The sequence below is a fragment of the Pseudomonas sp. SDO5215_S409 genome, assembly GCF_054071325.1.
Genome location: NZ_JBSVWN010000071.1, coordinates 1 through 26,069, shown reverse-complemented (window position 1 = coordinate 26,069; position 26,069 = coordinate 1). Strand labels below are relative to the sequence as shown.

The 26,069-nt window shown below is 62.8% G+C and carries 20 protein-coding genes; 5 read left to right on the top strand and 15 right to left on the bottom strand.

Annotated features, from left to right (window positions below; translation table 11 throughout):
• Nucleotides 1–89: 89 nt before the first annotated feature.
• On the bottom strand, nt 90–980 hold the full coding sequence (locus ACW9H9_RS25765; protein WP_457346100.1) for a LysR substrate-binding domain-containing protein: 891 nt from the start codon (nt 978–980) through the stop codon (nt 90–92).
• A gap of 101 nt (nt 981–1,081) precedes the next feature.
• Between ACW9H9_RS25765 and ACW9H9_RS25760 the strand changes: the two genes are divergently transcribed.
• From ACW9H9_RS25760 to ACW9H9_RS25750, 3 genes are all read left to right on the top strand, one after another.
• Nucleotides 1,082–2,497, top strand: coding sequence for an aldehyde dehydrogenase family protein (locus tag ACW9H9_RS25760; protein WP_457346101.1), 1,416 nt, complete (start codon nt 1,082–1,084; stop codon nt 2,495–2,497).
• 157 nt (nt 2,498–2,654) lie between these two features.
• Nucleotides 2,655–4,547, top strand: a complete 1,893-nt coding sequence (mrdA, locus tag ACW9H9_RS25755) for a penicillin-binding protein 2 (protein ID WP_457346102.1) — start codon at nt 2,655–2,657, stop codon at nt 4,545–4,547.
• Between the two features lie 75 nt (nt 4,548–4,622).
• Nucleotides 4,623–5,090, top strand: coding sequence for an SRPBCC family protein (locus tag ACW9H9_RS25750; RefSeq protein WP_457346103.1), 468 nt, complete (start codon nt 4,623–4,625; stop codon nt 5,088–5,090).
• Nucleotides 5,091–5,147: 57 nt separating this feature from the next.
• Here the strand turns inward: ACW9H9_RS25750 and ACW9H9_RS25745 are convergent, their stop codons facing one another.
• The gene (locus ACW9H9_RS25745) at nt 5,148–7,388 is read right to left on the bottom strand and encodes a TonB-dependent receptor (protein ID WP_457346105.1); all 2,241 of its coding nucleotides are present in this window, start codon (nt 7,386–7,388) and stop codon (nt 5,148–5,150) included.
• Nucleotides 7,389–7,615: 227 nt separating this feature from the next.
• On the opposite strand from ACW9H9_RS25745, the gene ACW9H9_RS25740 reads away from it, so the two are divergent.
• Nucleotides 7,616–9,973: a DNA polymerase II gene (locus ACW9H9_RS25740; RefSeq protein WP_457346106.1), complete on the top strand. Its 2,358-nt coding sequence runs from the start codon at nt 7,616–7,618 to the stop codon at nt 9,971–9,973.
• Between the two features lie 8 nt (nt 9,974–9,981).
• On the opposite strand, the gene ACW9H9_RS25735 is transcribed toward ACW9H9_RS25740, so the two are convergent.
• Nucleotides 9,982–10,212 carry an AbrB/MazE/SpoVT family DNA-binding domain-containing protein gene (locus ACW9H9_RS25735; RefSeq protein WP_457346107.1) on the bottom strand — a complete coding sequence of 77 codons (231 nt, stop codon included), beginning with the start codon at nt 10,210–10,212 and terminating at the stop codon, nt 9,982–9,984.
• A gap of 246 nt (nt 10,213–10,458) precedes the next feature.
• Between ACW9H9_RS25735 and ACW9H9_RS25730 the strand changes: the two genes are divergently transcribed.
• Nucleotides 10,459–11,031 carry a DUF4174 domain-containing protein gene (locus tag ACW9H9_RS25730; RefSeq protein ID WP_457346108.1) on the top strand — a complete coding sequence of 191 codons (573 nt, stop codon included), beginning with the start codon at nt 10,459–10,461 and terminating at the stop codon, nt 11,029–11,031.
• Nucleotides 11,032–11,423: 392 nt separating this feature from the next.
• On the opposite strand, the gene ACW9H9_RS25725 is transcribed toward ACW9H9_RS25730, so the two are convergent.
• From ACW9H9_RS25725 to ACW9H9_RS25670, 12 genes are all read right to left on the bottom strand, one after another.
• Entirely contained in the window at nt 11,424–12,464 is a 1,041-nt protein-coding gene (locus ACW9H9_RS25725; RefSeq protein WP_457346109.1) for an acyltransferase family protein, read from the bottom strand.
• Between the two features lie 15 nt (nt 12,465–12,479).
• A complete protein-coding gene (locus ACW9H9_RS25720; RefSeq protein ID WP_457346110.1) occupies nt 12,480–13,895 on the bottom strand; it encodes a lipid II flippase MurJ in 1,416 nt (471 codons plus the stop codon).
• Between the two features lie 2 nt (nt 13,896–13,897).
• Entirely contained in the window at nt 13,898–15,325 is a 1,428-nt protein-coding gene (locus tag ACW9H9_RS25715; protein WP_457346123.1) for an O-antigen ligase family protein, read from the bottom strand.
• 2 nt (nt 15,326–15,327) lie between these two features.
• Nucleotides 15,328–16,431, bottom strand: coding sequence for a glycosyltransferase family 4 protein (locus tag ACW9H9_RS25710; protein ID WP_457346111.1), 1,104 nt, complete (start codon nt 16,429–16,431; stop codon nt 15,328–15,330).
• Complete coding sequence (locus tag ACW9H9_RS25705) at nt 16,422–17,642, bottom strand: glycosyltransferase family 4 protein (protein ID WP_457346113.1); 1,221 nt, start codon at nt 17,640–17,642, stop codon at nt 16,422–16,424. The genes ACW9H9_RS25710 and ACW9H9_RS25705 overlap by 10 nt, the downstream gene beginning before the upstream one ends.
• 8 nt (nt 17,643–17,650) lie before the next feature.
• Nucleotides 17,651–18,979 carry a GH39 family glycosyl hydrolase gene (locus tag ACW9H9_RS25700; RefSeq protein ID WP_457346114.1) on the bottom strand — a complete coding sequence of 443 codons (1,329 nt, stop codon included), beginning with the start codon at nt 18,977–18,979 and terminating at the stop codon, nt 17,651–17,653.
• On the bottom strand, nt 18,969–20,159 hold the full coding sequence (locus ACW9H9_RS25695; RefSeq protein WP_457346115.1) for a glycosyltransferase: 1,191 nt from the start codon (nt 20,157–20,159) through the stop codon (nt 18,969–18,971). Before ACW9H9_RS25695 ends, ACW9H9_RS25700 begins: the two co-directional genes overlap by 11 nt.
• Nucleotides 20,159–22,150: a GumC family protein gene (locus ACW9H9_RS25690; protein ID WP_457346117.1), complete on the bottom strand. Its 1,992-nt coding sequence runs from the start codon at nt 22,148–22,150 to the stop codon at nt 20,159–20,161. Before ACW9H9_RS25690 ends, ACW9H9_RS25695 begins: the two co-directional genes overlap by 1 nt.
• A gap of 14 nt (nt 22,151–22,164) precedes the next feature.
• Nucleotides 22,165–22,941, bottom strand: coding sequence for a polysaccharide biosynthesis/export family protein (locus ACW9H9_RS25685; protein WP_457346118.1), 777 nt, complete (start codon nt 22,939–22,941; stop codon nt 22,165–22,167).
• A gap of 29 nt (nt 22,942–22,970) precedes the next feature.
• The gene (locus tag ACW9H9_RS25680; RefSeq protein ID WP_457346119.1) at nt 22,971–23,882 is read right to left on the bottom strand and encodes a glycosyltransferase family 2 protein; all 912 of its coding nucleotides are present in this window, start codon (nt 23,880–23,882) and stop codon (nt 22,971–22,973) included.
• Nucleotides 23,882–25,342, bottom strand: a complete 1,461-nt coding sequence (locus ACW9H9_RS25675; RefSeq protein ID WP_457346120.1) for a mannose-1-phosphate guanylyltransferase/mannose-6-phosphate isomerase — start codon at nt 25,340–25,342, stop codon at nt 23,882–23,884. The genes ACW9H9_RS25680 and ACW9H9_RS25675 overlap by 1 nt, the downstream gene beginning before the upstream one ends.
• Nucleotides 25,342–26,069 (bottom strand): exopolysaccharide biosynthesis polyprenyl glycosylphosphotransferase (locus tag ACW9H9_RS25670; RefSeq protein WP_457346121.1); only part of this gene is annotated, 728 nt, incomplete at its 5' end. The genes ACW9H9_RS25670 and ACW9H9_RS25675, both read right to left, overlap by 1 nt.

The following is a 26,069-nucleotide window of genomic DNA, read 5'->3' as shown; positions in this document are numbered from 1 at the left end:
ATCGTCAAGATTAAATTCCGAAACCCCAATTGCGAAAGCAGTTGGGGTTTTGTTTGTCTACTCGAAAACTCAAAAAGCACCGCAAGTACCTAGGGCGCCCGCTCCTTGATCAACTCAATCAGCGCCCTCAACCCCGCCGGCACATGGCGTCTTCCGGGGTAATACAAACACAACCTGTCGAAGGCGGGGGTCCAGTCCTCCAGGACCCGGACCAACGTGCCCCTGGCCAGGTCTGCCGCCGCGTCCCACTCGGTAAGAAATGTCAGCCCCAAACCCGCTCGCGCGGCTTCAAGCATCAAGATGGAATTGTCCAGCGTCAGGGCGCCCTGTACTTCCATGGCGATCGTTTCGCCATGTCGTTCAAACTCCCAATGATAAATGGCACCGCTGGGAAGTCGGCTGCGAATGCACTGATGATCTCGCAGGTCCATGGGGCTTGAGGGAACCGAACGGTCGGCAAAGTACCCCGGGCTGCCCAGCACCGCAAAACGCTGAGCCGGGGTGATATCCACCGCGATCATGTCTTGAGGCACGCTGTCACCCAGGCGGACGCCCGCATCAAAGCCTTGCGCGACGATGTCCACCAGCCGCCCTTCGGTGACGATATCCAGCTTCATCTTGGGATAACGTCGCACATACTCCAACAACAACGGCATCACCTGCCGTGCCGCGCCTGTCGCCATGTTCAGGCGCAGCGTGCCGATAGGCTCTGCCTGACTGTTCCCCGCCTGCTCTAAGGCCGTACGAATAGTCAGCAGCGCTGGAGTGATCGTTGCGACAAACTCTGCCCCCACCTCAGAGAGCGACACACTGCGCGTTGTACGGTTAAACAGCCTCACCCCCATCCGCGCCTCAAGCGCCGCAATCGCATGGCTCAACGCCGACGTCGATACCCCCAGCTCCGTGGCCGCCGCACGAAAACTGCGGTGCCTGGCCACCGCCAGCACCGCCTCCAGTTCGTTCAATCCCGATGTGTTCATTGTCCTGAATTACTCATCAACTCATTAAAATTGGTGCGTCTTATCACATCAATCATAGTGGCATACCGTAGAGCCGTACGACACGGTCCTCCGGAGAACCTATGCAACTGATCAACCAGATCTACATCAACGGCGCTTTTGTACGGCCTCATGGTGATGAACTTTTCGACCTTTTCAACCCAGCCACAGGCCAGTGCATCGGCCAGGTTCAGTTAGCCGACGAACAGGACGCCCACGCTGCAATCGCCGCCGCCAAGCAAGCGTTTGCCAGCTTTTCCCAAACCACCAAAGCCGTGCGTATTGATTACCTCAAGCGCCTGCATGCCGCTGTCGAAGCCGTCGAAGATGAACTCACCGACGCAATCATCGAGGAATACGGTGCCCCTGTTTCCCGCGCACGCTGGATGGCCAAGCACGCAGCCAGCGTCCTGGAGAATGCCGCTGTGGTGCTGGAGAACTACAACTTTTCCAGGCGTGTCGGTATCGCCGAAGTCGTCATGCAACCCCTGGGCGTGGCCGGGTTGATTTCACCCTGGAACAACGACGCCGGTTTTATCTGCGGCAAGCTGGCTGCCGCGTTGTCCGCCGGTTGTACCTGTGTGATCAAACCGAGTGAAATGAGCGCCATTCAGACGGCCATCGTAATGCGTGCGCTTCATGCGGCGGGGTTACCGCCTGGCATTTTTAATATTGTCACCGGGCGCGGTGAAGAGGTCGGCACCGTCCTGAGTTCGCACCCCGACATCGCCAAAGTGTCGTTCACCGGCTCCACGGCTGTAGGCAAAAGTATCTTGCGGGCAGGGGCCGACACCCTCAAGCGCATCACCCTGGAGTTGGGCGGTAAATCCCCGGTGGTCATCATGGAGGATGCCGACCTGCATACCGCCGTGCCCATGGCCCTTCAAGCCGGTTTCATGAACAGCGGGCAGGCTTGCATTGCGGGCACCCGGATCCTGGTGCCCGAACATCGCCTGGCCGAGGTCGAAGCGTTATTAGTCGAAGAAGTGGCCAAGGTACAGGCGGGCGACCCTCGTGACCCGGCGACCGCCGTCGGCCCCATGGTCAGCCTCAAGCAATGGCAACGCGTGCAACGTTACATTCAGATCGGCATCGCGGAGGGCGCGCACCTGCTGGTCGGTGGCCCAGGCTTGCCCCACGGCGTTGAAAGCGGCTGGTTCGTGCGGCCGACCGTATTCAGCCGCGTGACCAACCAGATGACCATCGCCCGCGAAGAAATTTTCGGCCCGGTGCTCTCGGTCATTCCCTACACCGACGAAGAACAAGCCCTGGCCATCGCCAACGACACGCCCTACGGCCTGCAGGCCTACATTTTCGGGTCCGACCTGCAGCGCGCCCACGGCCTGGCCAGCCGGATCGACGCAGGCCGCGTCGTGATCAACACCCTTGCCCACGAACCGTTTGCCCCCTTTGGTGGCTTCAAGCAGTCCGGCATCGGGCGTGAATACGGCACTTTTGGCCTGGAAGCCTTCCTGGAGCCCAAATCGGTCCTGTCTTGATCCAGCCCCGGCGCATAAATACATGACATAAGCATGCCGTTCAGGAAATCGATGCAAAGTGTTTCTGCATTTTTGGTATGGTGCAGCACATTTTCACAGGGACGAATTTTTCTCCGCAGGATGCGGCGTCGACTTTATTCAACGAGATGCTGTAGAAATGCCCGAACCCATACCTATCAAGGATCACGAAAAGGAAAACCGCCTGGTCAACAAGCGTTTGTTGGCCTGTGCACTGCTCGTGATCGGCATTACCTGCGCCCTTGTAGGAAGAATGTACTTCCTGCAAGTGGTGCAATTTGACTATCACTCCACTATTTCCGAAAACAACCGCGTCCACGTCCTGCCCATCACGCCGACGCGTGGCCTGATCTACGACCGAAATGGCGTCGTGCTCGCCGATAACCGCCCCAGCTACAACCTCACCATCACCCGCGAGCGCACCACCGACCTCAAAGGCGAGCTGGATGCCATCGTGAACCTGCTGCACCTTCCGGCAGAAGACCGCGCTGTCTTCGACAAAGCGTTGAAACAGGCCCGCCACCCGTTTGTGCCGGTCACGTTGTTTTACGAGTTGACCGAAGAACAGATCGCCCTGCTGGCCGTCAACGAATTCCGCCTGCCGGGGGTCGACGTAGAGCCTCAATTCGTCCGTCACTACCCCCTGGGTGAACACTTCGCCCATTCCATCGGCTACGTCGGGCGGATCAACGAAAAAGAATCGAAAACCCTCGACTCCGTGGAATATCGCGGTACGCAATCCATCGGCAAGACCGGCATCGAGCGCTTCTATGAGGCCGAGTTGCACGGCCATGTGGGTTATGAAGAGGTCGAAACCAACGCCCAGGGCCGTGTGCTGCGTGTGCTCAAGCACACCGATCCGGTGCCCGGCAAAAATATCGTGTTGAGCCTGGACGTCAAACTCCAGGAAGCCGCCGAACAGGCGCTGGGCGATCGCCGAGGTTCGGTCGTGGCCCTGGACCCGCAAACCGGCGAAATCCTGGCGATGGTCAGCAAGCCCAGTTTTGACCCCAACCTGTTTGTCACCGGCATCAGCTTCAAGGAATACGCCGCACTGCATGACTCGATCGACCGGCCGCTGTTCAACCGCGTCCTGCGCGGGCTCTACGCGCCGGGTTCGACCATCAAGCCGGAAGTGGCCATCGCTGGCCTGGACACGGGCGTGGTCACCGCACAAACCCGCGTGTTCGACCCCGGTTACTACCAACTGCCGGACTTTGACCACAAATACCGCAACTGGAACCACAGCGGCGACGGTTGGGTGGACATGGACGCGGCCATCATGCGTTCCAACGACACCTACTTCTACGACCTCGCCCACAAGCTGGGTATCGACCGCCTGCACGACTACCTCGCCGAATTCGGCCTTGGGCAGAAAGTCTCCCTGGACATGTTCGAAGAGTCCGCTGGCCTGATGCCTTCCCAGGCCTGGAAGCGCGCCACCCGCCGCCAACCCTGGTTCCCAGGGGAAACAGTGATCCTGGGGATCGGCCAGGGCTACATGCAAGTCACGCCGCTGCAACTGGCCCAGGCCACGGCCTTGATCGCCAACAAGGGGGTATGGAACCGGCCACGGCTGGCCAAGACCATCAACGGCGCCGTGCCGGTTGACGAACACCCGATGCCCAACATCATCCTCAAGGACCCGCGCGACTGGGAGCAGGTCAACCACGGCATGCAACTGGTGATGCACGACCCACGCGGCATCGCCCGGGCGGCGGCGGTGGGCGCGCAGTACCGCATCGCAGGCAAAAGTGGTACTGCCCAGGTGGTGGCGATCAAGCAGGGCGAGCGCTACAACCGCGAAAAAACCCTGGAACGCCACCGGGACAACGCCTTGTTCGTCGGTTTTGCACCGGCCGAGCACCCCAAGATCGTGATCTCGGTGATGATCGAAAACGGTGAGGCCGGTGGCCGCGTGGCAGGCCCCGTGGTGCGGCAGATCATGGACGCCTGGTTGCTCGATCAGGACGGCCACCTCAAGCCGCAATACGCAACGCCGAGCAAGACACCGGGCGACCCTCACGTTTGAGGCGAGGAGGGCGCCGCACCCTCCTCAAGTTGCGCATTGGTCTATGTCGCCTACTGTCAATACAGGAGGTGTCTCATGCACGCATCAAATGAAATCAAACGAAAAGTCTTGCTCAACTCGCCCCGTGAACAGATCTGGAATGCCCTGACCGACGCCGAGCAATTCGGCGCCTGGTTTGGCATCGCCCTCGCAGGCCAGCGGTTTACCGCCGGTCTGCGCCTGGAAGCGCCCATTACCTACCCCGGTTACGAACATGTGGTCTGGAAGGCGACCATCGAGCGCCTCGAACCGCAACGCCTGTTCTCCTTCAGCTGGCACCCCTACGCCGTCGACGAAGCCGTTGACTACGAGGCGGAAAACACCACGCTTGTGGAGTTCACCCTGTCCGATCACCACGACGCCATCGTGCTGCAAGTGGTCGAGTCCGGTTTTGACGCGCTCCCCGAAGGCCGCCGCCAAAAAGCACTGAAAATGAACGCCCGGGGTTGGGACGAGCAAATGGGCAATATCGAAGCCTACCTGGCAAGAAACGCCCGGCCCTGACCGCGCACTCGGGAGCGGGGTTGACCCCCGCTCCCGCCGTTTTGAAACACGCGGTGTTTAGAAGTCGACGGTGGCCGACAGCTTGGCCACGCGCGGGTCACCTTGGGTCAGGTAACCGCCCAGCGCCGACTCCCAGTACTTGGTGTTGGCCACGTTCTCCACGGTAGCGCCCAACGTCACTTCGCGCTGATCCACCTTGAAGTTATAGCGTGCGCCCACATCGAAGCGGTTCCAGGTCGGCAGACTCAGGTTGTTGGCCGCGTCCGCATACTGGCCGCCGGTGCGCAACATACGGCCGTTGACGGTCACGCCTTGCAAGCCGGGCACGTCCCAGTCCACCCCGGCATTGAGCTGAAAGCTCGGCACGCCAATGGCGCGGTTGCCATCGTTGGCGCCGTTTTGGGTGCCCTTGAGTTCGGTGTGGATAACCGTCGCGCCCGCCAGCACACGCAAGCCCGCCAGCGGCTCGCCAAACACGTTCAGCTCCACGCCCTTGTTGACCTGCTCGCCCTGGAAGATAAACGTTGCGTCCTGACCCCCCGGGTTGACCTGGGTATAACCCTGGCTTGGCTGTTCAATGCGATAAACACCCAGGGTTGCGCCATAAGTGCCCATGTCTACTTTCACCCCGGCCTCTGTCTGCTTGGAGCGGGTCGGTGCAAACGAGCGGTCTTTGTTGGTCACCACCAGGTTCTGGAATGAGGCGGGTGGCGTCGGCGCCTGTGCCAGGCCTTCGATGTGGTTGGCGTAGAACGACACGTGGTCCCACGGCTTGAACACCAGGCCATACACCGGCGTGGTGATCGACTTGTCGTAATCGGCGGTGCGCGTGCCCGTACCGTAGGCGTACCCCTGAACCACCAACTGCTGGCGGCGCAGGCCAGCGGTCACCAGCAGGCGATCGTCCATAAAGCCCAAGGTGTCCGAAAGCGCCGCACTGCGGGCAAACGTCTTGGCGGTGATGCCGGGGTCGTTCAGGTCGCTGCCGCTGGTAAAGCCACCTTTTGCAGGCTCTGGCACCGCCACGGGGTGATAAATGTTGCTGTCGTGGCTGCTGAAGTCAAAGTCAAAGGCGTTGCGGGTCTGGGCCCAGATCCCCGTTACGCCCAGGTTGAGCTTGTGGCTGACGGCGCCAGTCTGGAACTTGCCGTTCAAGCCCGCCATCAGGCTGGTGTTGTCTTCCTGGTGCGCGATGTTCGAGCCGCTGACCTTGGCGTTGCCCAGCGTGTCTTGCAAGGTGACTGACGAGTAGCGGCCCAGTTCATTGGTGTGCTTGGCGCCACCGGCCACATAGGCGGTCCAGTTGTCGTTCAGGTCATATTCACCGCGCAACAGGCCGAATGTGTCTTCAAGGCTGGTCGTGCCCCAGTTCGGCGCGTAGTTGGTGGCTGCCGAGGGGGCCGAAGGAATGTGGGTCAACCCGGGCGCCAGCAATACGGAGTTACGACCACCGTTGACCTGCTGCTTCTGGTAGACAAAGTCCCCCGACAACCGCAGGGCATCGCCGCGGTAGTCCAGGCCCACGCTGAACAGCTTCGAGCGTTGGCTTTCGTCGTCGATGCCGGTGTCGCCCTCGCGCTGGGAAAGGTTCACCCGGGCGCCAAAACGGTTGTCTTCACCAAAACGCTGGCCCACATCCAGGTGTTCGCCCACCCGGCCATCACTGCTGATATCGGTACTGAAACGCCGTAATGGCACATCGTCCGCCCGCTTGGGTTGCAGGTTCACGCCGCCGCCGATGCCGGAACCGCCCGGCGTTACCCCGTTGATAAAGGCATTGGGGCCCTTGAACACTTCAACCCGCTCCAGGGCGTCGGTGGACATGATCTGGCGCGGTACGATGCCGTACAAACCGTTGAAGGAAATATCGTCGCCATTAAGCGGCAAGCCACGGATCACAAACGCTTGGGCCTGGTTGGCGAACCCCGACGCCTGGCGCACGGACGCGTCATTGAGCAGCACGTCCCCGATGTTTTCGGCCTGTTGGTCGCGGATCAGTTTTTCGGTGTAGGCAGACATGCTGAACGGCACGTCCATGATGTCCTGATTACCCAACACACCCAGTTGCCCGCCACGGGCCACCTGGCCACCGGCATACACCGGGGGCAGGGCGCCCGGCGGCGGCGCTGCGTCGGCGTTGATACGGGTAGCCCCCAGCTCCAGTGCCTTGCCATCCTGACGGGTATTCGCATCCTGCGGGGTGTCTTGGGGGGCGGCGTGAGCGGCGAGGCTCAGGGAGCAGCACAGGGCGAGTAAGGTCGGGCGAAATGGCACGGCACAACGGGTGGACATGGGCATGGTCGATCCTGACGGCGAACCGTCATGTGAGGAAAAGGGCAACAACGTTGCGCGTCCTCGCTGCGCGAATACGACTCCGGTGCAAATGATAGTAATTATTATTAATGCTCTGCAACATTTTTGTGAGCCCGTTGTCCGCAGGTGCGGTTAATTGCCGTTAACTTGCCGCGCCTCACCGTGGGCCGAGTAGAATCACGCCCTGAAAGCGATTCTTGAGGTGCGGTACGGTGGATTTACAGCAGGGGTTTGTCCTGACCCGGCATTGGCGCGATACCCCGGCGGGTACGCAGGTGAGTTTTTGGCTGGCCACCGACAACGGCCCGCGCTGCGTGTTCTTGCCTGTACAGACCTCGGTGATGTTTATTCCAGAGGCCCATCGCGCCCCCGCCGAACGCCAGCTTAGGGGCGAGGCGAACATCGAGCTGCGCCCGTTGCAGTTGTGCGACTTCCATCACCGCCCGGTGCTGGGCCTCTACACCCGCCAGCATCGCCAAGCCATCGACCTGGAAAAGCGCCTGCGCAAAGCGGGCATCGATGTCTACGAAGGCGATGTGCGTCCGCCCGAGCGCTACATGATGGAGCGCTTCATCACCGCTCCCGTGTGGTTCGGCGGCACGCCCGACGACACCGGGATGTTGCTGGACGCCCAGATGAAACCCGCTCCCGACTACCGCCCGCTGCTCAAGCTGGTGTCACTGGACATCGAAACCACCGCCCAGGGCGACCTGTATTCCATCGCCCTGCAAGGCTGCGGCGAGCGCCAGGTGTACATGCTCGGCCCGCCCAATAAAACCGACGCGGTAGACTTCAAGCTCGACTACTGCGACACCCGCGCCCAATTGCTCGAACGCCTCAACCAGTGGCTCGCCACCCACGACCCCGACGCCATCATCGGCTGGAACCTGGTGCAGTTCGACCTGCGCGTGCTGCACGAACACGCCCAGCGCCTCAAGGTCCCGTTGCTGCTCGGCCGGGGCGGCGATGCCATGAGTTGGCGCGAGCACGGCAGCCGCACCCATTATTTTGCGGCGACCGCGGGGCGGTTGATCATCGACGGCATTGAGGCCCTGCGCTCGGCCACCTGGAGCTTTGAGTCCTTCAGCCTGGAAAACGTCGCCCAGACCCTGCTTGGCGAAGGCAAGGATATCGCCACGCCGTACCAGCGCATGGACGAAATCAACCGCATGTTCGCCGAGGACAAACCGGCCCTGGCGCGCTACAACCTCAAGGACTGCGAACTGGTCACGCGGATCTTCGCCAAGACCGACCTGCTCAAGTTCCTGCTCGAGCGGGCCAGCGTCACCGGCCTGCCAGCCGATCGCAGCGGTGGTTCCGTGGCGGCCTTCACGCACTTGTACATGCCGTTGATGCACCGCCAGGGCTTCGTCGCCCCCAACCTGGGCGACAAACCTCCCCAGGCCAGCCCCGGCGGTTTTGTCATGGACTCACGCCCCGGCCTCTACGAATCGGTGCTGGTGCTCGACTACAAAAGCCTCTACCCGTCGATCATCCGCAGCTTCCTGATCGACCCCGTAGGCCTGATCGAAGGCCTGCGCCACCCCCAAGACAGCGCCTCGGTGGAAGGCTTTCGCGGCGCGCGGTTTTCCCGCACCCGCCACTGCCTGCCGTCCATCGTCGCCCGGGTGTCCGAAGGCCGCGAAGTGGCCAAGCGCGAGCACAATGCGCCGTTGTCCCAGGCGCTCAAAATCATCATGAACGCTTTTTACGGTGTGCTCGGCTCCAGCGGCTGCCGGTTCTTCGACACTCGGCTGGCGTCGTCTATCACGATGCGCGGGCACCAGATCATGCGCCAGACCCGCGAACTGGTCGAAGCCCAAGGCTATGAGGTGATCTACGGCGACACCGACTCCACCTTCGTCTGGCTCGGCAGCGCCCATACCCAAGAGGACGCCGGCCGCATCGGCCGCGCATTGGTGCAACACGTCAACGACTGGTGGCGCGACCACCTGCACACCGAGTTCGGCCTGCAAAGTGCGTTGGAGCTGCAATACGAAACCCACTTCAGCCGCTTCCTGATGCCCACCATCCGCGGCGCGGAGGAGGGCAGCAAAAAACGCTACGCCGGGCTGGTGGTGCACGCCGACGGCAGCGAAGACATGGTCTACAAGGGCCTGGAAACCGTACGCAGCGACTGGTCGCCCCTGGCCCGTCAATTCCAGCAGGAACTCTACCAACGCATCTTCCACCGCCAGCCCCACCAGGATTACGTGCGCGACTACGTGCGCCAGACCCTGCGCGGCGAACTCGACGACCTGCTGATCTACCGCAAGCGCCTGCGTCGCCAACTCGATGACTACGAACGCAACGTCCCGCCCCACGTGCGCGCCGCACGCCTGGCCGACGAGTACAACGACCGCATGGGCCGCCCACGGCAGTACCAGCGCAGCGGCTGGATCAGCTATGTGATCACGGTCAACGGGCCGCAGCCGCTGGAAGTGCTGCACTCACCGATCGACTACGACCACTACGTGACCCGGCAATTGCAGCCGGTGGCCGATGCGATTCTGCCGTTTGTGAATGACGACTTCGGCACCCTGGTGGGCGGGCAGATGGGATTGTTCTGAAACAGCCCTCAGTACGAGGCGGTGCCAGCCTCATTGCTCAAGGCCTCCACCCACTCGTCCATGCGGTCGGCGATCTTGGGCGTGGTCGACAACACAAACCCTTTTTGCGTGCCCACATACGTTTCGACGATGTACAACGAGTCGCCCACATCCAGCCCCAGTTCCTGCAGGGCTTCATCCGGCAGGCGGATGGCGCCGTCGCCGTCCCAGTCTTCGATTGTCACGCGTTTGCTGTACATGGTGTGTGTCCGTCAGGCGATTGAACGGCCAAGCCTAACACTTCGCTGCCAAGTCCGGCGGCGGGTTTTTGGGCGGGCAGGGGCCTTGGCAATCAAAAGAAACAATGAGCCCGAACCCGGTGAAACCCCTTGCTTCACGGGCGTCCTGGCCTACGCTTTCTTAAAGTGCTGTAGGAATCATCCTTGAATTTGACTGTCGCAGACATGAAACTCAAGAACCCTGCATGGAATTCAAAGGAGGTGCGCATGCTCATCCGGTCGCTGACCCTGGCTACCTTGATGGCTTTTACGGGGCCGCTGTTGGCTGCCGAGGATATCAACCCACTCAAGCAGGACCTGGGCAAACTGCGCCCCCTGGTGGTAGTGGAACTGGACGCCGGCAACCCCACGTTACCCACCCTCAAAAAAGCGCTGGAGGAGCCTGCCACGCGCCAGTCCTTTGATGAACGCAACATGGTGCTCTACACCGTCTCGTTCGGCAGCATCGGGGCCGAAGGCGAAAAAATCGCCAAGGACCCCAAAGACAACAAAAAACTCTCCCCACCGGAAACCAACGCCCTGATCCGTGCGCTCAAACTGGGTGCAGGCAGCGGGACCAAAGTGATCCTGATCGGCAAGGACGGCGAGAAAAAAGTCGAAAAAACCTCACCGCCCGACACCGTCGAACTGAAGGAATTCTTCAGCACCATCGACCAGATGCCCCAGGCCGAAAAAGACACCGCCGCCTCCACTCCCCCCGAACAGGCTGCCCCTGCCGCCAAGGCTGCCAAACCCGGCAAAGCCAGCAAACAACCCGCCCCCGCCCAACTGGACGACTGAACACACGTAGGCGCAGGCAAGCCTGCGCCCACAGAAACCGTGCACAAACCAAACACCCAAGCCGCCTGCTCTTGATCTGTTCTTGATCTGCTTTTGATCTGGCTTTTGATCTAAAGCGCCCCCTTAAACCACGCTGGCCGTAGGCCGATGTTCAATCGGGGGGTAAGCCGGCAGGACGCCGGCTTAGCCGCTCTCGGCCATGGATGGCCGATAGCGGCGGCCCCCCGATTGAATGTCGGACTACGGGCACACCGAGCGTCAGCGAGGTGCCGAGTGGTGGGGCGAAGCGCTTTTGGTTACTTTTGGCGCTCTTCCAAAAGTGACCCGCCGTAAGGGCGGAACCCCAAAGTCGCCTTCACCCAAACAACGGATATGTACACCCCCCACACCAGTCACCCCTCCCGCTTACGCACCGGAAACGGAAAATAAAAAAACCGCAACACCGCCACCCGCTTGATCACCTCACCAATCAGCAACGGCACCACCACCGCCACCACCAGCCCAATACTCGCCGCCACCAGCGCATGCAGCCCAAGACGCTCCAGCAAATCCACCGTCTTGTGCTGAATCTCCCCATGAAAAATCAACAGAATCAGCGTGTTCTGACCGATATACGTCATGACCCGGGTCAGCCGCTCCGACACCATCATCACCCCCGCCAGCGCCCAGCACAGGTACACACCAATCACCGCCAGCAGGCTGGTCCACAACCAGTGGTCATAGCGGCGCTGGGACAGGTCCATAGTCGCCCAGCTGTACATGAACACCCCGGTAAACAACGCCACCGATACCAGCAGGCCCACCCACGAACTCTGATGCCGACGCAACGGGTCACGCAGCAGGTAGCCAAAAATAAAGTAGGTGCTGCTGATCAGCGTCACATCCAGCCCGAAGGGCAGGCCCGGCAAGGCCCAGGTATGCCCGGCGAGCGTCACCGGCACTTGCCAGAACCAATCCAGCATCCAGATCCCCGCCAACAGCTGCAGGGTGATCAACACGCAACTGGAGGCCAGCCCCAAACCCAGGCGCTGCATGAGGCGCAGCATCAGCCAGCCAAACAGGATCGCCACCCAAAAGTGCGGCAAGAACCACAGGGCCTGCCAGGGGATGGTGTCCACCGAGGCATACAGCACGCCGCCGACATCCGGTAGCAGGGGCTGGCCGCGCAACACGTCACGCACCAGTACATACACCAGCATGGTGAAGAAAAACGGTTTGAGCAGTGCGTCGGCCTTGCGCACGGCCATCTCGACAAAAGGTTGTTCGGGCTTGAAGAACACGCCGGACAAAAAGAAAAACAGCGGCAGGACGAACGACGCCAAAATGGGAAACAGCAAATCGGGTGAGTTGGCCACAAACCAACTGTGGCCGAACACAATGATCAGGATGCCGATACCCTTGGCAATATCCATTTGAATCCAACGTTTTTTCACCGTACTGCTCCCGATCTAAATATCTGCTTTGCGCCAGGGCTTGAGCCACAGGCCCATCCCCAGCAATACCACGGCACCGGCCAGGGTGCTCAGACCCAGTTGCAGCCAGAGGCCTTCAAGCCGGAACAACCCCAGCGCCGCCAACCCCAGCAAGGCTGCGCTCAATAACCCGTGCCGCCGCCAGGGCAGGGCGCCCAAAAGACCCTGGCGCTGCATCAGCAGCAGCGCGGTGCACAGCACCCCCGCCAGTGCGGCCAGGGGGATGCCCGCCAGGCCCACGGCAAATGGCAGCACCCCCAGCAGCAGCACGTTGGCCAGGCTGCCCAGCAGCTCACAGCGCAGCGGTTGGCGCGTGTCGCCTGCCGCGTAGGCGTAGCGCGCGAGCAGGGCGTTCCAGGCGCCAAACACCAGCGGCACGGCAAACCAGGCCAGCAGCAGGGGCAAGGGCGAATCCGCCGACTGCTTGGGCAACAACAGCGTTACCAGGCTGGGGGCCGCGGCCACCAGGCCGACACCGGCAGGCAGGGTCAGCAGGCTGGCGGTTTCCAGGCCGCGCTTGAGCAAGGCCAGGCGCTCGTCGCCCTGGCGTCGGCTCATCATGCCCAGCAGCACCTGGTTGAGGCTCATCAGTGCAATCAGCGGCAGGTTCATCAGCTTGCGGGCCAGGTTCACCCACGTCACCGCGCCTTCGCCCAACAACGACGCCACCAGCCGTTCGACCAGTGCCAGGCCCTGGCTGGCGCCGTTGCTCAGCAGCAGCGGGCCGATGCGCCCGCCCAGTTCACGCAGCTCCAGCAAGGATGCCCGCACACGCCATGGCCGCCAGCCCTGGCGCCACATCGACGGCAACAGCGCCAGCGGCATCAACAGGCTGCCCGTGAGGCAAGCCAAGGCCAGCGTGTGCGGTTGGGTGGCGGTGCCCGCCACGGCCAGGTAAGTCACCGGGGGCAGGTTGAACAGCAACGAGCCGAGCCCGGCGATCACAAAACGCTCGCGGGCCTGCAACGGGATACTGAACAACGCGTGCAGCATCAGCCCCGGTACGCTCCAGGCGAGGATCTGCAAGTTGCTGCTGGCAAGCTCGGTGGCACTGGCCGCCAGGCCCGGGCCGAGCAGTTGCACCAGCCAGGGCGCCAGCAGCGTCAACAGCAGGCTGGTGACCAGGGCGATGAGCAGCAGCGCCGGAAACAACACCGCCAGCCACTCCAGGCGTTCAGGGTCTTTGCGTTGCAGGTACAAGGGCAGGGCCGCGGCGCTCAGTACACCGCCAGCCAATGACATGCGCAGGGCTTCGGGCAAAAACAACGCGATCAGAAACGCATCACTGCGCTCGCCCGCGCCCCAGGCCGCCACCAGTAACCACTCACGCGCAAACCCCAGGCACAGCCCCAGCAGGGTTGCCAGGGTCAACCACACCGCCGATCCCAGCATGCCTAGCGCCCGACGCCATCAAGCACGGGCCTGGCGTGCACCACCGTTCTGGCCTGGCGCACCCGCGCCGGGAACAGGCGGCGGGCTTCCAGTACGTTGATCCCGATCATCAGCCAGAACAACGCCACCATCACCACGGCAAAGCTGAAGTAGTGGTCGAACAGGCCGCTCACCAGCGCCGACAGGATGCCAGCCGTGGTGCCCAGCCACAGGGCGTTGTCGCGGGTCAGGCGGATGGGGCCATTTTCCGGGCGGGCTTCACGCCACCAGCGCCAGGTTACGGCGATAAACAGCAGCATGCCCAGGATGCCGACTTTGTAGATGTAGTTCAGCCACAGGTTGGAAATGCCCAGCAGGTGCGTGCCCGGCACCGGCGGGTCGGCCTTGAAGCCGATGCCGAACGGGTAGGCGGCCACGGCCTGTGGGAACATGCGGTATTCGTCGAAGCGGATTTCGGTACTGGCGTTGTCCGAAGAAAAGATCGTCGCCAACCGCTCCTGCAACGGCGGGTACGCCATCACCAGCGCTACGGTCAGCGCTGCGCCGATCATCAGCAGGCGGCCGGTATAGGGCACGCGCCGCGATGCCAGCCACACCAGCACCAACACCAGGCTCACCATGGCGCCCCGGCTACTGGCCAACAGCAGCGCGGCGGCGCCCAGGCAGGCCACCGACAACCCCAGGCCACGCCGCCAGCCTTCACGCGTCATGCCGTAGCAGAACGCCAGCGGCAGCAGCAGCGCCATGATCCCGCCGATGGCGTTGGGGTGCATCCAGGGCGAGCCCATGCGCGCTGACATCGCGTCCAGCCCGAGCGTCAGGGTGTCGATGCTGCCGTAATTCATAAACGTCAGGATGGGCAACATGCCCGATGCCGAGCGCGACTTGATGAACACACTGATGGACAGCACCAGCATCGCCAGGCTGCCCAGCAACAAGGCGACCACCAGCGCTTCACGGTTTTTTTGTTCGGTGAGCAACCGCGCGGCGAGAAACACCGTGGACAAGTTGAGCAACCAGCGCAGCCAGTTGGCCACGCCGCTGGCTTCGGTGCGAATGGTGACCTGGCCGATCACGAAGGGCAGCACGGTAAACAGCATCAGCCACAGCAGCATCTGGTCGGTGGGGCGCTTGCCAAGCCCGGGTGTGGCCGGCATGCGCGCCAGAAAACCGTGCCACAACACCGCGCCCCAGGTCAGCGCCAGCAAGGCTTCGCTCACCGTACTGCGAATGCCCAGGTTGAGCGTGGAGTAGGGCATGAACGTCGCCACCAGGGCGAACAGCAACAGGCCCCAGAACGGGAACCGCAATATGGTCACGGCGGCGGCCACGCCGACCACGGCGATCACCGCCTTGGCAGGCGAGAGAAAGAGAATCAGCCCGCCAAACAGCAGGCCGAGCACGATGGCGACGAGGCTACTCAGTGAGATTCTCAATTCAATTCCTCGATCAGTTCGGCCAGGCGCCGACGGTAAGCCTGGTGGTTGAAACGTTCGGCCCAATGGCGCAGTTGTTCGGGGGTGTGTTCGGCGGGCTGGTCACTCAATTGCAGCATCAACTGCACCAGCGCCGGGCTGTCGGTGGGCGAAAAACGCGGCGCCGACGGCGGCGTGATTTCATCCAGCGACGTGCCGCTGGCCACCGCCACCGCGGTGCCGACGCTCAAGGCTTCGATCACCGGCAAGCCAAACCCTTCGGCATAGGAGGGCTGCCACAGGCGCAGGGCCTGGCGGTACAGTGCTTGCAACTCGTCGTCAGCCACCCCGCTCAAGGCGCGTATCCCGGCATAGTCGCGCTGGGCGGGGGGCAAATGGTCCAGGCTGCCCACCATGACCAGCTCTGGCACCGCCGCCGACCGCTGGCGCGCCTGGTGCCAGGCGTCGACAAAAAACGGCACGTTCTTGCGCAGCTCCCGGGTGCCCACCAGCAACCAGTAGCGCTCGGGCAACTGGCGGCGGGACAGGTCGGCCGCCACCCCCACAAACCCGTCGACCTGGTTGGGCAACACGCGAATCTTGCCGGCCGCCTTGGGGAACAGGCGGACGGTTTCATCGGCGCTGTACTGCGAGGGGGTCCACACGCGGTCGGCCGAATGCACCGCATAGGCAATCGACAGCCGGTCGGAGGTCTTGTAGATCAGCGCTTTCAAACGGTTGGCGTGGTAGTTGTTCAAGGTGATCTGGAACAGGTCGTGCAACACCAGCGCGGTGCGCAGCCCTTTTGGCTTGGGCGGCAGCGGCAGGCCCATATTGAACGTGCTGATGTACAGGTCGATCTGCGCCTCGCGCAGCGCCTTGGGCAAAAAACCGGCCTCGAAACGCAACCGCTGGTGGGGCTGGTGCATGGCCGTGCGGGCGCAGCCCCATTCGGGGCAATGGGTGCTCAGGCGCAACTCGTCGCCCAGGGGCGCCACGGTGAAACGCTCGAGTTCGATGCCCGGCATTGCGGCCAGCCCGTCCTCCAGGGCGTACACCTGGCGGCTGATCCCCGATTGCGGGGAGGTGCCGACGGTGCGGTAATCCAGGCCTACACGCATGCCGGCTCCTTGTGGTGGTTCAACGGTGAAAGCTGGGCGTAGACCTGCTCCAGTTGACTGGCGGCGACGCTCCAGTCGTGGGCGCGGCGCACATACGCACGCCCGGCTTCGCCCATGGGCGCGGCGGCTTCGGGAAATTGCAGCAAGCGCACCACCGCGTCGGCCAGGCTGTCGGGCGTCTGGCCGCCGAGGTAGTCCAGGCCCTGCACCAGGTCCAGGCCCGACACGCCCTGTTCGGTACTGGCCAGCGGCAAACCGGCGGCCAGGGCTTCGAGCACCTTGAGCTTGGAACCGCCGCCATGGCGCAAGGGCGCCAAAAACACCGAACAGCTCGATTGCAGCGCCAGCAGGTCGGGCACAAAGCCCTGCCATTCAATGCGCGGGTCCTGCCAGCGCTGGCGCCAGGCGTCGGGCATGCCGAACCCGCAAACGCTCATGCGCGCCTGCGGGCACTGCGCCCACACCCGCGGCAGGATTTCGTCCAGGGCCCATTCAATGGCGTCGACGTTGGGCAAGTATTCGTAGTTGCCCAAAAACAACACCCGCTGCGTGGCAGGGTCGGGGCGGGCGCTGGCGAAGTGTGCGCAGTCCACGCCGTTGACCACCACCGGCACCGGCTTGTCGGCGATATGCGCCAGGGTCAGCGCGTCGCTGTCGGTCACTGCCACCACCTGCGCGGCCTGGCGCATCACGCGCCGTTCCCAGCGGGTGTAGCGCCACTGGTCGTAACGGACAAAGGGCCGTGCCCAGCCGGGGAAGCGGTCGTAAGTGGCCGCGCCCAGGCCGGACTCCACGTTGTGTTCGGTCAGCACAAACGGCTGCGCACGCTGCACGAGCGCCGCTTCATACGGCTGGAACGTGTAGGTGTGTTCGATCTGCACCACGTCCCAAGGTTCGTTGAGCAACTGCTCGAAGGTGGCTTGCAACGCGCTCGACAAGCCATTCACGCTCGCCAGCAGCGGGTAGGGCGCGAACAGCCCGGCCAGCAGGGTTTTCAGGCTGCGGGCGGGGCGGCGCGGCAAGATAATCACCTGCTCGAGAAACGCTTCCAGCACCTGGCGGTCACCCGGCGACACCGCTTGTTTGTCGTGCAGCAACAAGGTGATGCGGTGCCCACGCGCGGCCAGGTTGCGCAGCAGATGAAACTGGCGCGTCTTGCCGCCGCTGGTCGCGGGCCACGGGGAGTAGGGCAGGATCCAGAGAATGCGCATGACCGGCTTCAATCCCATAACAGAATTTGCAGATTCGACTTGACCGGCACGTTCAGGCCATTGGCGCCGCTTACCGGTGTCTGTGTGCCGCGCAACGGGTCATACAGGGTGGCGGTGGTCAGGCCCGGCAAGTGCGCCGTGCCGCCTTGGGCCGCCCAGAAAAACCACACCTTGCGCCCGTCGTCGCGGCTCCAGCCGATGCTGAACACACCGTTGGGCAGGCTGTCTGCGGTGGGCGGGTCGCCCGGTATCAGTTTCGGCCCGGTGACCTGCAAAAAGTTCTGCAAGGCGGTGTAGGACGGCTTGGGGTTGGTGTCGATGTCCAGCAACCCGTAATTGCGGTCACGCACGCTGGCGCGCTGGTCAAGATCGGTGAGGGTGAACAGGAAGATCTTGTCGAAATCCAGCGCGCTCATCAGGGCCACGCGGCGCAGGATGTAGTCGGCCTGGGCCTGCGCGGAGATGATGTCCTGCATCTCCTTGGGCCCTTTGTACGTGGACCAGCCCCATTCGGTGCTCCACAGGGTCTGCACCCCGGCGGTACGCAGTTTCTGGTTGAGCTGGCGGGTTTTAGTCACAAAGTCCAGGTTCGCCGGATCGTTGCCTTCGGGCAACTGGGTGTAGGGGTGATAGGCCGCGACGGTGTTCAGGTTCGGCACGCCCAGCATCCCCAGGGCGTCGAACATCGTCTGGCCGTTGGGCATCTCGCTGAAAAAGGCCATGCCGGCAGCCACCACCGGCTTGGTGGGGTTGACCACCCGCAACGCGGCTGCGGTTACTTGCAGCAATTGTGCATACCCGGCCGGGTCGGCGGCGGGGCGCCAGAAGCCCAGCAAATTGGGCTCGTTCCACACCTGCCACGCGTCGACACTGGGGTAGCGCTGGGACAGCAGCGCCATGCGGTTGGCAAACACGTTCGGGTCACGCGGCGGGTATTGGTCCGGGTACAGCGACAGCGGCGGGGCGGTGGTGATGAACCGCGCCGAGCCCACCAGGTAAAACAGCGACTTGATCTGGTTCTGCTGGAGTTTGTTCACCAGCACATCCAGCGTGGCCAGCTGGAACTGGTTTTCGGCTGTTTCCAGCTGGTCCCAGTGCAGGTCCAGGCGCACCCATTCCAGGCCCAGGGCCTTGAGGCGGTCGATCTGCTTTTGATAGCGCTCGGGGGAAAACCACAGAAACTGCGCATTCACCCCCAGAAAATCCTTCCATACCACTTCTTTGCTGCCCTTGAGCACCTGGTACTCGGCGTCGGCGGGGCGGCCCCACAAAAAGGCGGTCAGCCCCAGTACGGCGACCAGGCCCAGCGTGGCGAAATACGTCCGTTTACGTGCCATGGTTGCCTCCTGCAAGTGCCTGTTCAAACACGTTGGCGAATTTTTGCGCGGTCAGCGGCCACAAGCGTTCGCGGCCAATGGCGGCGGCGCGCTCGGCCCATTCGCTGGCCATTTGCGGGCGGTTGGCCAGGCGCAGCAGTTGTTCGCTCAGGGCGGCCACGTCGCCCTGCGGGTAGATGGCGCCGTTGCCGCTGGCGACCTCTTCGGCAAAGGCGCGCGCATCGGAGGTGATCGCGCCGCGCCCGCATGCTGCGGCCCACGACAGCGCACCGCTGGTGCCGCGCTGGCGGCCCAGCAGGCCGAGTTTTTTCGATTCGCGATACGGCAGCACCATCACATGGTGCGCCTGGATCGTCTGTGCAATCTCGTTGGCCGGCAGGTTCAGCCGCCAATCGATGGAACCGGCCAGGCCCAGTTCGGCGATCTGGCCATTGAGCTGTTCCAGGTAGTTGCCGCCTGCGCCAAACGCCATTTCGGCGGCAGTGCCACCGGCCAGGGTCAGGCGCACACGGTCACGCAATGCGGGGGCGTTGGCGAAGACGGCGGCCAGGGCCTGCAACAGGTCTTCGATGCCTTTGCCACGGTAGATAAAACCGAAATACAACAGGTGCAGCGTGTCCAGCGGCGGCAGGGCCGCGGGTGCGATATCCAGGTTGGCGTGATTGATCACCGCCACTTTGCCTGCTGGCAAGTGCATGCGCGCGCTCAGGCAGTCGGCGCCCAGGCGGGTGAGGGTCACCAGCCGGGTCAGGCCCTGTGCGACGTGGCGTTCTTCGCGCAGGGTCCATGGGTCGGCCAGCACCACTGCCGCTTGCGGCAATGGGCTGGGCAGGGATTGCATCAGGTTCAACGGGAACGGCAATTGCTCGCGGCGCCATACCATGCGCTCCGGGTCATGCACGGTCGCGGTCAGCGGCAGCGTTGGGTAAGCCTTGCGCAATTCGCGCAGGGCCAGGAACTCCCCCAGCCGCCCGCCGCCCAGCTCGGCGTGGACCAGGTCCACGCTGCGCCAGTCGAAACCGCCCAGGGCCTGTTTGATCGCCACCGAGCTGCCGACCACGCCCGCCAGGGGCGTGACCACGTGGACGCCCAGTTGCTCCAGTGCCGTCTTGAAGTGGTTCGCGTAATCGGCGATCCCGTTCTTTTCCGGCGGCAGGGGAGCGAGCAGGGCTATGCGCATCAGAAGCCTCTCCCGTACTTGGCGATGGTTTTGAGCACCTTGACCGGCACCTCGAACTTGCGACGGTTGATGATGATGCCATCGACCTTGCCAAACGCCGTGGTGAGAATCGACAGCGCGTGTTCCACCACCGGCACGGTGCTTTGCTGCGCTTCGACCACCAGCGCAATCCGGTCGGCACGGCGCAGGTTGATGAAGGCATCACGGTTGGCCAGCAGGGCCGACGCGTCCAGCAGCACCAGCTCACCCGGCACGGCTTTCTCGACGCCGCCGACGCGCACCCGAATGCCGTTTTCTTCCAGCAACTGGCGCAGTTGCTCGACGATAAACGTCACGCCCTCACCGTGTCGCGCAGAGGTCAGGCCCAGCGTCAGGCCTTGCTCGGCGATCTGTTCCAGCGGCAGCAAGCCGTACAGGCGGTAGATGCTGGCGTTGAACGCGTTGGTGCTTTGCGCGGTGCTGGTGTCCAGCTCCGGCAGGGTGGTCCACAGGGGCAGGCCGAACTTGCCTTCCACCAGGCCGCCGTCGTGGATGCGCTGGTCCAGCAGGTAGCACAGGTAAATCACCAGCAGCCCCACGATGATCGCAAACGGGATGGCCAGCACCAGCATCAGCAGGGTTTTGGGAAACACACGCCCAGGGTTCAGGGTGGCTTCTTCGATCACGGCGATGTTGCTGATCTGGCTTTTATCCAGCTCACGGTCGATGCGCGATTTTTCCAGGTTATCGACGTACAGCGCGTAGTTGCGCTCGGTGGCGCTCAGCTCGCGGGACAGGCGCGTCAGCTCCGGCTCCACGGCCAGGGCTTCCTTGCGCTGGGCTTCAAGCACAGTCAGTTGCTTTTGCTGCTGCACCAGCTGCGTGCGCAGGGCCAGGTTGTTGCTGGTTTCGTCCAGCAGCACCCGCTGCAAGTGAATCTCCAGCGTGTTAGGCGCACGGTTCTCGGAGCTTTGCACGGTGTTGCTTTCGGCTGCGACCTGAGCCTGCATGGCACGGATCGAGGCGTCCAGGGCTTTGACCGGCGGCGCGTTATCGGTGTAGGTGCGCATCATGTCGGCCTTTTCCAACAGCTTCTGGTTGAGCAGGCGACGCAGGTCTTGTTGTTGCGGGTTGAGCGCGATCTGGCGGACCGTCGTCACCTCTTTGGGCTGGCCCTTGAGTTGATTGCGGGTGTTTTCCAGCGCCGCATCGGAGGACGCGATCAGGCGGGTAGAGTTGAACACTTCGCCGCGCAGCACGTTGATGCGCTCGGACAAGTCTTCCAGGCGGTCGGTGATGCTGGAGGCGCCGATTTCGTTCAAGTGCGTCAGGATCTGCTCCTTGTAGCTCTTGATTTCGGCCGCGCTGTTGGACACCTGGCCTTCATAAAACGCATACAGGCTCTTGCGGCCCAGCGCCTGGGTGCGTTCATTGATGTAGGTTTCAACCCAGTCCTTGACCACTTCCTGGGCAATTTGCGGGTCGTCCCAGGTAAAGCTGATGTCCATCACCGTGGAGCCCAGGGCGTGGGTCACATCGAAGTTTTTCTCCAGGCTTTTCGCCAGGCGTTCCACCGGGGTGGTCTGCTCGACGATGCCGACGGTTTCCAGTACCACGCGAACCCCGTCGAACACGCCGCTGATGCCTTTTTTCACGTACCACTTGGTGCGCTTCCAGAGGCCTTCGGGCGGTTGCATCTTGTCCATCACTTCCAGGTAGTGCTCGGCCACGGCGCGCACGATAGGGCGGCCGGTCAGCAGGCGCTCCTCGTCGACGATCGGGTCACGCTGGGTGCTGGGCATGACGATGGGCTGACGGTTGGTCGCCTCGATCGGCATGGTCGAGTCACGGCCGGGCTTGACCAGCAGCCGCGCCGTGGACTCGAACTTGGCCGGCAGCAGGAACGCGCCGAGCAGGATGATCACCAGCGCGGCCAGGGCCGCCAGCTTGAACTCGTGCCTGAAGATGAAAAACAGACGCAGAAGATCACGAAAAGAACGGATCTCGATCATGGGATGTCGCTCCTTTAGTTATTGCCGCCGCTGGTGCGCGTGTAGTTGTAGCCAACACCAATCGACTTGGTGAAGGGGATCAGTTGGTTCAGGTAAGTGTCCACGCCTTGAATCCGCTCGCCCACATTGGACTTGGGCACAAACACCACGTCGCCGCGTTGCAGGGCCACCGGTTTACGGCCAATGGCGCCGTCGCGCAGGTACTGGCTGAAATCCAGGAAGTAGGCGTGGTACACGCCCTGGGAGTCTTCACGCAGCAGCGCGACGGTTTTGGCGTTGCCCATGGGGTTGATGCCGCCTGCGCCAAGAATCGCCTGTTCCATGGTGGGCGCCGTCGAGATTGGCACCGCCGAAGGGTTGAAGACCGCCCCGCCGACGATCACCGAGTTGCCCGGTGCCACGTTGATGTTCACTGTCACGCGGGGTTCGCGGTACACCGGTGCCAGCTTCTGGCTCAGCTCGGCGGAGACTTCGGCCGGGGTGCGATGTGCCACCTGGATCGGTCCCAGGAAGGGGTAGTTGATCTTGCCGTCGTTTTGCACGGTGTACAGCGTCAGCTCATAAATGGTGCTGACGTTGAACGCCGACAAGGTGGGCATTTCCCCGGCGTCGCGCACGATGCGCAACTGATCGCCAATGCGAATGCGCTCCACCGCCGGCGGCAATTGCGAGAGGTTAGTGAGGGCAAGCTTGCCCTCTTCGACGGCTTTGTCTTCGGGGGCGACGATCCGCGCGGGTGTATTGCAGGCGGCCAGGGCCATCATGGCCAGGGCGAGCAAGGTTCGTTTCATCAAAGGGGTCTTCCTGTGGGTCATGATGCTCACCTCCAATAACCGGGGAACATGCTGATGCGCCGCTTGAGGGCGAGGGGTAGCCGGCGTTCCAGATGGCCCAGCCGGTAGCCGAGCAATTTGAACGCGCTGCGCACCAGTACTTCGGGTACGCGGTGCAATGCACCGGCCTTGCGCAATGCGGCAAGCTCGGCCAGTACATAGCGTTTACCTTCACCACCGGCTTCGCCAAATGCCTGGCGGATCCACGGCTCGCGGCCATAGAACACGCCAATGTCGAAGTAGCGGTGAAACTCATCCATGAGGCGGTAATCGTGGGAGTGATACACCAGGGCCGAGGCGGCATAACGCACCTTGAAGCCCGCCAGCAGCATGCGCGCAGCCACGTAGGCGTCTTCGCTGCCGATCACGTCGGCCGGAAAACCACCTACCGCTTGCAGCGCACTGCGCCGGTACACGGAAAACGAATCGGAACTGAAGCAGGTCTTGATCCCCAGTTCTTCGGAGTCGGCCAGGGTCTTGGTGCGACTCTGGTCGGGGTAATTGAAATGCCGGGACTGCGCGCCCAATACACCCGCATTGGGGTGGGGCAGTTGACGGCCGTAGGCCACGCCGTTGAGCGGGTCCAGTTGCAGCTCGGCCACCAGGTTGGCAAAGGTGTCGGGCTCGGCGGGGATCGCGTCCTGGGTCATGACGATCACCACCTCGCCACTCACCTGTTCGCTGGCCCAGCGCCGGGTGCCGCCGTGGTTGAAGTCCTTGGCGTCGATGACTTCGACCCGCGCGCCGAACGCGCGAAAGCGCGCCACGGTGTCGTCGCTGGAGGCGCTGTCGACCACCAGGATTTCGTCCGGTTGCAGGGTTTGCATGCGCAGCGCTGGCAGCAGGCGGTCCAGGTGGCTGGCAGCGTTGCGGGTGGGGATGATCAGTGAGAGGCCCATTATGGCTTCACTTCTGCGGGCGCACGCCCGTAGATGTCGTCAAAGCGCACGATGTCGTCTTCGCCCAGGTACTCGCCGCTCTGCACCTCGATCATCACCAGGTCGATGATGCCGGGGTTGGTCAGCCGGTGTTTGTGGCCGGCGGGGATGTAGGTGGACTCGTTGGCGTTGATCAGGAACTCACGGTCACCGTTGGTGATCATCGCCGCGCCGCTGACCACCACCCAGTGTTCGCTGCGGTGATGGTGCATCTGCAACGACAGTGACGCTTGCGGCTTGACCACGATGCGCTTGATTTTGAACCGGCTGCTTTCCTCCAGCACGGTATAGGTGCCCCACGGCCGGGTGACGGTGCGGTGCAGGCTGAACGCCGGGTGGTTCTGGCGCTTGAGTTCGGCGACCACGTAGCGCACATCCTGGCTGCGCTGGGCGTCGGCGATCAGGATCGCATCCGGCGTATCGACAATGATCAGGTCGCTGACGCCCACCGCGCCGAGCACGCGTTTGGGCGAGTCGATGTAGCAGTTGTGCACGTCATGCAAGATGGCTTCGCCATTGACCTGGTTGCCATTGCCGTCACTGGGGGTGAGCTGGCGCAGCGCTTCCCAGGAGCCGATGTCGCTCCAGCCGATGTCGCAGGGCACCACGGCTACTTGGCGGGACTTTTCCATCAAGGCCACGTCAATGGAGACGTCCGGCGCGGTGCCGAACCCCTCGGCGCTCAGCTCGCGTTGGCGGCAGCTGTTGTTTTTCAGCGACTGGCTGTGTTCAAGGGCCGCCCGGGCGGCATCGAGGACGGCAGGGGCGTGCGCGGCCAACTCGTCCAGCAGGGTGGCGGCCTTGAAGCAGAACATCCCGGCGTTCCACACGTGCTTGCCGCCGTCCAGGTAGCCTTGGGCGGTGGCCAGGTCGGGTTTTTCCACGAACCGTTTCACGCGAAACCCCTGGCCCAGTGCATCGCCTTGTTCGATGTAGCCAAAGCCGGTTTCGGGGCGGTCGGGCTGGATGCCAAAGGTCACCAGGTAGCCTTCGTCGGCCAGCGCACGGGCCTGGCTCACGGCCTCGGCAAAGGCGTCTTCGTCCAGGATCAGGTGGTCGGCCGGCAGGATCAGCAACTGCGCGTCGCTGGCGAAATGCTCTTGTACATGCAGCGCCGCCACGGCGATGGCGGCGGCGGTGTTGCGCCCGAACGGCTCCAGCAGCAGGTCCAGGTCCAGGTGTTTTTTGTTGACCACGCGGTAGTCATCGAGGGTGCGAAACAGCAGGTCGCGGTTGGTCACCGTCACCACGCTTTCGACGCCGGGCAAGTGGCTGGCCCGCAGGAAGGTCTTTTGCAACAGGCTCTGGTCATCGCGCATGCGCATGAACGGTTTGGGCATGTTCTGGCGCGACACGGGCCACAAGCGAGTACCCGAGCCACCGGAAATGATGCAGGGAATCAAGCCGCCGAGGGTATTCATCAATAGACTTCCTTGGTCGAAAGGACGGCCGGGACCGTCATGAAAACGATGTACAGGTCAAACCACACCGACCATTTGGAGATGTACTCCAGGTCGTATTCCACGCGTTTCTGGATCTTGAACAGGGTGTCTGTTTCACCACGATAGCCGTTGATTTGCGCCCAGCCAGTGATCCCGGGCTTGACCCGGTGGCGCGAGCTGTACTCGCTCACAGCGACTTCGTAAGGCACCCCGGCCGCCTTGGTGGCCGTGGCGTGGGGGCGCGGGCCCACCATCGACATGTTGCCCAGCAGCACGTTGAACAGCTGCGGCAGCTCATCGATGCTGGTCTTGCGAATGATGCGCCCGACCCGGGTCACACGCGGGTCGCTGCGGGTGGTCTGGCGGTCGGCGTTGTGGTCGGTCATCTCGGTGTACATCGAGCGGAACTTGAACACGCGAATTTCGTTGTCGTTGTAGCCGAAGCGGTTCTGGCGAAAAAACACCGGGCCCTTGGAGTCGAGTTTGATCGCCAGCGCCGTCAGCAGCATGACCGGCGACAACGCCACCAGCGCCAGGCTCGCCAGCAGCAGGTCTTCGCAGCGCTTGATGAACGGCGACCAGCCCCGCAGCGGGACGTGGGAGGTGTTGAACATCAGAATGCCGCCGACATCGGTGATGCGGCTGTGGCCATAGTGTGCTGTTCGCGAAATAAATTTCTGAGTAATTCGTCTACACTTCAAACGTC

Bases quoted from the DNA above. Each gene is read 5' to 3' on its own strand.
- ACW9H9_RS25695 (WP_457346115.1), bottom strand. From the start codon at position 20,159: ATGCGCATAGCCCTGCTCGCTCCCCTGCCGCCGGAAAAGAACGGGATC.
- ACW9H9_RS25730 (WP_457346108.1), top strand. From the start codon at position 10,459: ATGCTCATCCGGTCGCTGACCCTGGCTACCTTGATGGCTTTTACGGGG.
- ACW9H9_RS25680 (WP_457346119.1), bottom strand. From the start codon at position 23,882: ATGGGCCTCTCACTGATCATCCCCACCCGCAACGCTGCCAGCCACCTG.
- ACW9H9_RS25700 (WP_457346114.1), bottom strand. From the start codon at position 18,979: ATGGCACGTAAACGGACGTATTTCGCCACGCTGGGCCTGGTCGCCGTA.
- ACW9H9_RS25720 (WP_457346110.1), bottom strand. From the start codon at position 13,895: ATGCTGGGATCGGCGGTGTGGTTGACCCTGGCAACCCTGCTGGGGCTG.
- ACW9H9_RS25735 (WP_457346107.1), bottom strand. From the start codon at position 10,212: ATGTACAGCAAACGCGTGACAATCGAAGACTGGGACGGCGACGGCGCC.
- ACW9H9_RS25750 (WP_457346103.1), top strand. From the start codon at position 4,623: ATGCACGCATCAAATGAAATCAAACGAAAAGTCTTGCTCAACTCGCCC.
- ACW9H9_RS25765 (WP_457346100.1), bottom strand. From the start codon at position 980: ATGAACACATCGGGATTGAACGAACTGGAGGCGGTGCTGGCGGTGGCC.
- ACW9H9_RS25690 (WP_457346117.1), bottom strand. From the start codon at position 22,150: ATGATCGAGATCCGTTCTTTTCGTGATCTTCTGCGTCTGTTTTTCATC.
- ACW9H9_RS25675 (WP_457346120.1), bottom strand. From the start codon at position 25,342: ATGAATACCCTCGGCGGCTTGATTCCCTGCATCATTTCCGGTGGCTCG.
- ACW9H9_RS25685 (WP_457346118.1), bottom strand. From the start codon at position 22,941: ATGAAACGAACCTTGCTCGCCCTGGCCATGATGGCCCTGGCCGCCTGC.
- ACW9H9_RS25710 (WP_457346111.1), bottom strand. From the start codon at position 16,431: ATGCGTGTAGGCCTGGATTACCGCACCGTCGGCACCTCCCCGCAATCG.
- mrdA (WP_457346102.1), top strand. From the start codon at position 2,655: ATGCCCGAACCCATACCTATCAAGGATCACGAAAAGGAAAACCGCCTG.
- ACW9H9_RS25745 (WP_457346105.1), bottom strand. From the start codon at position 7,388: ATGCCCATGTCCACCCGTTGTGCCGTGCCATTTCGCCCGACCTTACTC.
- ACW9H9_RS25705 (WP_457346113.1), bottom strand. From the start codon at position 17,642: ATGCGCATTCTCTGGATCCTGCCCTACTCCCCGTGGCCCGCGACCAGC.
- ACW9H9_RS25760 (WP_457346101.1), top strand. From the start codon at position 1,082: ATGCAACTGATCAACCAGATCTACATCAACGGCGCTTTTGTACGGCCT.